General features: G+C 74.7%; 4 protein-coding genes and 2 pseudogenes. 3 read left to right on the plus strand and 3 right to left on the minus strand.

Annotation, left to right across the window (positions count from 1 at the left end; all coding sequences use genetic code 11):
• The 3 genes and pseudogenes from CCN56_RS34205 to CCN56_RS34215 all read right to left on the minus strand — a co-directional run.
• Positions 1 to 452, minus strand: a 452-nt coding sequence (locus CCN56_RS34205) for an AAA family ATPase (RefSeq protein WP_143664710.1), incomplete at its 3' end; no start/stop codon positions are given.
• A gap of 59 nt (positions 453 to 511) precedes the next feature.
• Positions 512 to 1,126, minus strand: a complete 615-nt coding sequence (gene ruvA / locus CCN56_RS34210) for a Holliday junction branch migration protein RuvA (protein WP_373412935.1) — start codon at positions 1,124 to 1,126, stop codon at positions 512 to 514.
• A pseudogene (locus CCN56_RS34215) lies at positions 1,014 to 1,714 on the minus strand (crossover junction endodeoxyribonuclease RuvC). Before CCN56_RS34215 ends, ruvA begins: the two are co-directional and overlap by 113 nt.
• Before the next feature lie 184 nt (positions 1,715 to 1,898).
• On the opposite strand from CCN56_RS34215, the gene radA reads away from it, so the two are divergent.
• The 3 genes and pseudogenes from radA to CCN56_RS34230 all read left to right on the plus strand — a co-directional run.
• Complete coding sequence (gene radA, locus CCN56_RS34220) at positions 1,899 to 3,347, plus strand: DNA repair protein RadA (protein ID WP_086831712.1); 1,449 nt, start codon at positions 1,899 to 1,901, stop codon at positions 3,345 to 3,347.
• A 9-nt stretch (positions 3,348 to 3,356) separates the two neighbouring features.
• Complete coding sequence (locus CCN56_RS34225; RefSeq protein ID WP_086831713.1) at positions 3,357 to 4,313, plus strand: RecB family exonuclease; 957 nt, start codon at positions 3,357 to 3,359, stop codon at positions 4,311 to 4,313.
• Between the two features lie 117 nt (positions 4,314 to 4,430).
• Positions 4,431 to 4,751, plus strand: a pseudogene (locus CCN56_RS34230) (ROK family protein); the annotation flags it as partial.

The following is a 4,751-nucleotide window of genomic DNA, read 5'->3' on the forward strand; positions in this document are numbered from 1 at the left end:
CCCTTGCCGACGATGACGTCGACGCGGAAGTCCTCCATCGCCATGTAGAGCATCTCCTCGGCGGGCCGGGACATGCGGTGGATCTCGTCGAGGAAGAGGATCTCGCCCTCCTGGAGGGAGGAGAGGATCGCGGCGAGGTCGCCGGCGTGCTGGATGGCGGGGCCGGAGGTGATGCGGATCGGCGCGCCCATCTCGGCGGCGATGATCATCGACAGGGTGGTCTTGCCGAGGCCGGGGGCGCCGGAGAGCAGGACGTGGTCGGCGGTGGCGCCGCGCTGGCGGGCGGCCTTGAGGACGAGGTCGAGCTGCTGGCGGACCTTCTCCTGGCCGACGAACTCGCTGAGGTCCTTGGGGCGCAGGGCCGCCTCGACGGCCTGGTCGTCGCCCTCGGCGGAGGCGCCGACCAGCCGCTCGGCGGCGGCGCCGGTGTCCGTCTCGGTGGAGGCGGCCATGATCCGGCCTATGAGGGCGGCGGTTTCCGCTTCGTCCCGGGTCATGCGGTCCACTCCTCTCAGCGGGCGCGGTTCAGCGTGCGCAGGGCGGCGCGCAGCAGGGTCGAGACGCTCGGGGTGGCGCCGTCGGCCGCTGCTGCCTCGACCTGCGGGGTGACGGCGGCGATCGCCTCTTCGGCCTCCCGCGGGGCGTATCCGAGGCCGACGAGCGCTGCGTGCAGTTGACTGCTCCAGGGCGTGGGAGCGGCGGCACCGGCCGGGGAGCCGGTGGGGCCGGTTCCGGTCGGCTCGCCGAGCCGGCCGGCGAGCTCGAGGAGCAGCCGCTGGGCGCCTCTCCTGCCGATGCCGGGGACGGCGGTGAGGGCCTTCTCGTCGCCCTGGGCGACCGCGCGGCGCAGTGCGTCGGGACGGTGCATGGCGAGCATCGCCTGGGCGAGGCGCGGCCCGACACCGCTTGCGGTCTGCAGGAGTTCGAAGACCTGCCGCTCGTCGTCGTCCGCGAACCCGTAGAGGGTGAGGGAGTCCTCACGTACGACCAGGGAGACGGCGAGCCGGGTGTGCTCACCGACCCGCAGGGCGGCCAGGGTGCCGGGGGTGCACTGGACGGCCATGCCGACGCCGCCGACCTCGACGACCGCGGCGTCGGGTGCGAGTGCGGCGACCGGGCCGCTGATGAAGGCGATCATCGGATAACCCCCTTCCGGGGTCGTGCGTGTGGAGGGGCGCGGCGGCGGACGCCTGCCGGAGGCGGCCCGGCTCCGGGGCGCGCAGACGTGGCAGATGGCCAGCGTCAGGGCGTCGGCGGCGTCGGCCGGTCCGGTGGCCGGCGTCGGGGCGGCGTCGGCCGGTCCGGGCGGTGCGTCGAGCTGCAGCAGCCGGGTCATCACGGCACCGACCTGCGCCTTGCGGCCGCGGCCGCTGCCGGTGACGGCGGCCTTGACCTCGCCGGGGGTGTGCAGGGCGACGGGGATGCCGCGCCGGGCCGCGCACAGGATCGCGACCGCGCCGGCCTGGGCCGTGCCCATCACCGTACGGACGTCGTGCCGGCTGAACACCCGCTCCACGGCGACCGTTTCGGGGCGGTGCTCGTCCAGCCAGGCCTCGATGCCGCGCTCGACGAGGAGGAGCCGGTGGCCGGTCTCGGCGTCCGTCGGGGTGCGCACCACGCCGGCCGCCGTCACGGTGAGCGGCCGTCCGGGGACGCCCTCGACCACACCGAGGCCGCACCGGGTCAACCCCGGGTCCACGCCGAGCACGCGCACGGTGCCCTCCTCGGGTCCTGGCCGGTGAGCCGGTGAAATGTGGCTTTTCGTGCATGTCCGGCCTAGCCTGGACTTCATCGTAACTCGAACAAATGTACTAAAACAGGCATGGCGGTCACCCACCCCGTCCCACGGAGACCGCGCCCACGACCGCCCGGTCGAAAGTCACCGCTGTGGAGGGACCATGGCCGCCGGGAGCCGTACGACGATCGCGCACCGCCCCTCCTACCGCTGCACCGAGTGCGGCTGGACCACGGCCAAGTGGCTCGGCCGCTGCCCCGAGTGCCGGGCGTGGGGCACGGTCGAGGAGACCGGCGGCGCGCCCGCGGTCCGCACGACCGCCCCCGGCCGCGTCACCGCGCCCGCACGGCCCATCGCACAGGTCGACGGCCGCTCGGCGACCGCGCGCAGCACCGGCGTGCCCGAGCTGGACCGGGTGCTCGGCGGGGGCCTGGTGCCCGGCGCCGTCGTGCTGCTCGCGGGCGAGCCGGGCGTCGGCAAGTCCACCCTCCTGCTCGACGTGGCGGCCAAGGCGGTCGACGACCAGCACCGCACCCTCTACGTCACCGGCGAGGAGTCGGCCGGTCAGGTCCGGCTGCGCGCCGACCGGATCGGCGCGCTCAGCGACCACCTCTACCTCGCCGCCGAGACCGACCTCGCCGCCGTCCTCGGCCACCTCGACGCCGTCGAGCCCTCCCTGCTGGTCCTGGACTCGGTGCAGGCCGTGGCCTCCCCCGAGATCGACGGCGCGCCCGGCGGCACGGCCCAGGTCCGCGAAGTGGCGGGCGCGTTGATCCGGACGTCCAAGGAACGCGGGATGTCCACGCTCCTGGTCGGCCACGTCACCAAGGAAGGGGCCATCGCGGGCCCCCGGCTCCTTGAGCACCTGGTCGACGTCGTCCTGTACCTCGAGGGCGAGCGGCATGCCCGCCTCCGGCTGCTCCGCGGGGTGAAGAACCGCTACGGGGCCACCGACGAGGTCGGCTGCTTCGAACTGCACGACGAGGGCATCACGGGGCTCGCCGACCCCTCCGGCCTCTTCCTGACCCGGCGCGACGCACCGGTGCCCGGCACCTGCCTGACGGTCACCCTGGAGGGCAAGCGTCCGCTCGTCGCCGAGGTGCAGGCACTCACCGTGGCCTCTCAGCTCCCCTACCCCCGGCGCACCACCGCGGGTCTGGAGGCCTCCCGGGTCGCGATGATGCTGGCGGTCCTCGAACAGCGCGGGCGGATCCACCGGATCGGCAAGTGCGACGTCTACGGCGCGACGGTCGGCGGGGTGAGGCTGTCGGAGCCGTCGGCGGACCTGGCGGTGGCGCTGGCGCTGGCCAGCGCGGTGAGCGACACCCCGCTGCCGAAGAACCTGGTGGTCATCGGCGAGGTGGGCCTGGCCGGCGAGGTGCGCCGGGTGACCGGTGTGCAGCGGCGGCTGGCGGAGGCCGCCCGGCTGGGCTTCACCCGTGCACTGGTGCCGCCGGACCCGGGGAGGGTGCCGGACGGGATGCGGGTGACGGAGGTGGCCGACGTGGGCGAGGCCCTGCGGGTGCTGCCCCGCCCGTCGGCCGGCGCCCCGAACCCACCGGAACGATCATCGGGGAACCGGTCCGGTGGACTCGGGAAGGACCCGGCGTAGGGTCGGAGTATGTCCCCGTCCGAGGCCTTCGACCCGTCGGACACGGCCCCGCCCGCACCGTCCCGGCCCGCTCCGGGCGCGCCGTCGTCGCTGTCGCCGTCGCGCGCGAACGACTTCATGAGCTGCCCGCTGCGGTACCGGCTGCGCGTGATCGACAAGCTGCCGGAACCGCCGAGTCCGGCGCTGGCCCGGGGCGCGGTGGTGCACGCGGTGCTGGAACGGCTCTTCGACGCACCGGCCGGGCAGCGCACCGCGGACCGCGCCCGCGCACTGCTGCGCCCGGAGTGGGAGCGACTGCTGGGCAAGCGCCCGGAGCTGGCCGGTCTCTTCCCGGAGGGCACGGACGGTGCGGCGCCGGCCGAGGCGGAACGACTGCTCGACCAGTACTTCCGCATGGAGGACCCGAACCGGCTGGAACCCGTCGCGCGCGAGTTGTACGTGGAGACGGTGCTGGAGTCAGGTCTCAAACTGCGCGGCTACGTCGACCGGCTGGACGTCGCCCCGACCGGTGAGATGCGGGTGGTGGACTACAAGACCGGCAAGGCGCCCCCGCCGGACTTCGAGGACAGGGCCCTGTTCCAGGTGAAGTTCTACGCCCTGGTGCTGTGGCGGCGGCGCGGGGTGGTGCCGCGGCGGCTCCAGCTCATCTACCTGGGCAGCGGCGACGTGGTGACGTACGACCCGTCCGAGGCGGATCTGCTGGCGGTGGAACGGAAGCTGCGGGCCTTGTGGGAGGCGATCCGGCGGGCGACGGAGACGGGCGAGTGGCAGCCCCGCCCGAGCCGACTGTGCGACTGGTGCGGCTACAAGGCCCTCTGCCCCGTGTTCGGTGGCACCCCACCGCCCTACCCCTTGGCCGTCGGCACCGTTCCGGCCGTGGAGGACGACGGACACCCGGCGGTCTCCACCGAGGCCGAACCGCCCCGGGGGCGGATCCCCGGCTCGACGCAGCCCCATTTCCCTTGACCGAAGAGACGTTCCCCGGCCGGAGGGACAGGGGCATCCCCGCGAGGCGGCGCCCGCCCCGCGGCCCACTCCCGCCCGGGGCCACCCCATCCGCCCGATCATGGGAGACTCACCCCCATGAACGGCAAGGCGACGACGACCCGGACACGGCTGGACAGGGGGCGTAACGCGCTCGGCCCCGCGCTGGAACTGGTGCACACCGGCAGGGCGCCGACCCGGGCCGTCCTCACCGCCGAACTCGGCGTCACCCGGGCCACCGCGGGCGCCGTCGCCGCCGAGCTGGAGGCCCTCGGCCTCATCCGCGTCGACTCCAACCCCGGCGCCGCCGCCGGCTCCCAGGGACGCCCCTCGCACCGCCTCGCCGTCGACGAGAAGGGCCCGGTCGCCCTCGCCGCCCAGGTCCACGCGGACGGCTTCCGCGCCGCCCTCGTCGGCCTC

It is taken from the genome of Streptomyces sp. NRRL B-24572 (assembly GCF_002156145.1).
GTDB lineage: Bacteria > Actinomycetota > Actinomycetes > Streptomycetales > Streptomycetaceae > Streptomyces > Streptomyces vietnamensis.

Excerpts from the sequence above, each read along its gene's own strand:
- CCN56_RS34225 (WP_086831713.1), top strand. The coding sequence starts at position 3,357 with ATGTCCCCGTCCGAGGCCTTCGACCCGTCGGACACGGCCCCGCCCGCA.
- radA (WP_086831712.1), top strand. The coding sequence starts at position 1,899 with ATGGCCGCCGGGAGCCGTACGACGATCGCGCACCGCCCCTCCTACCGC.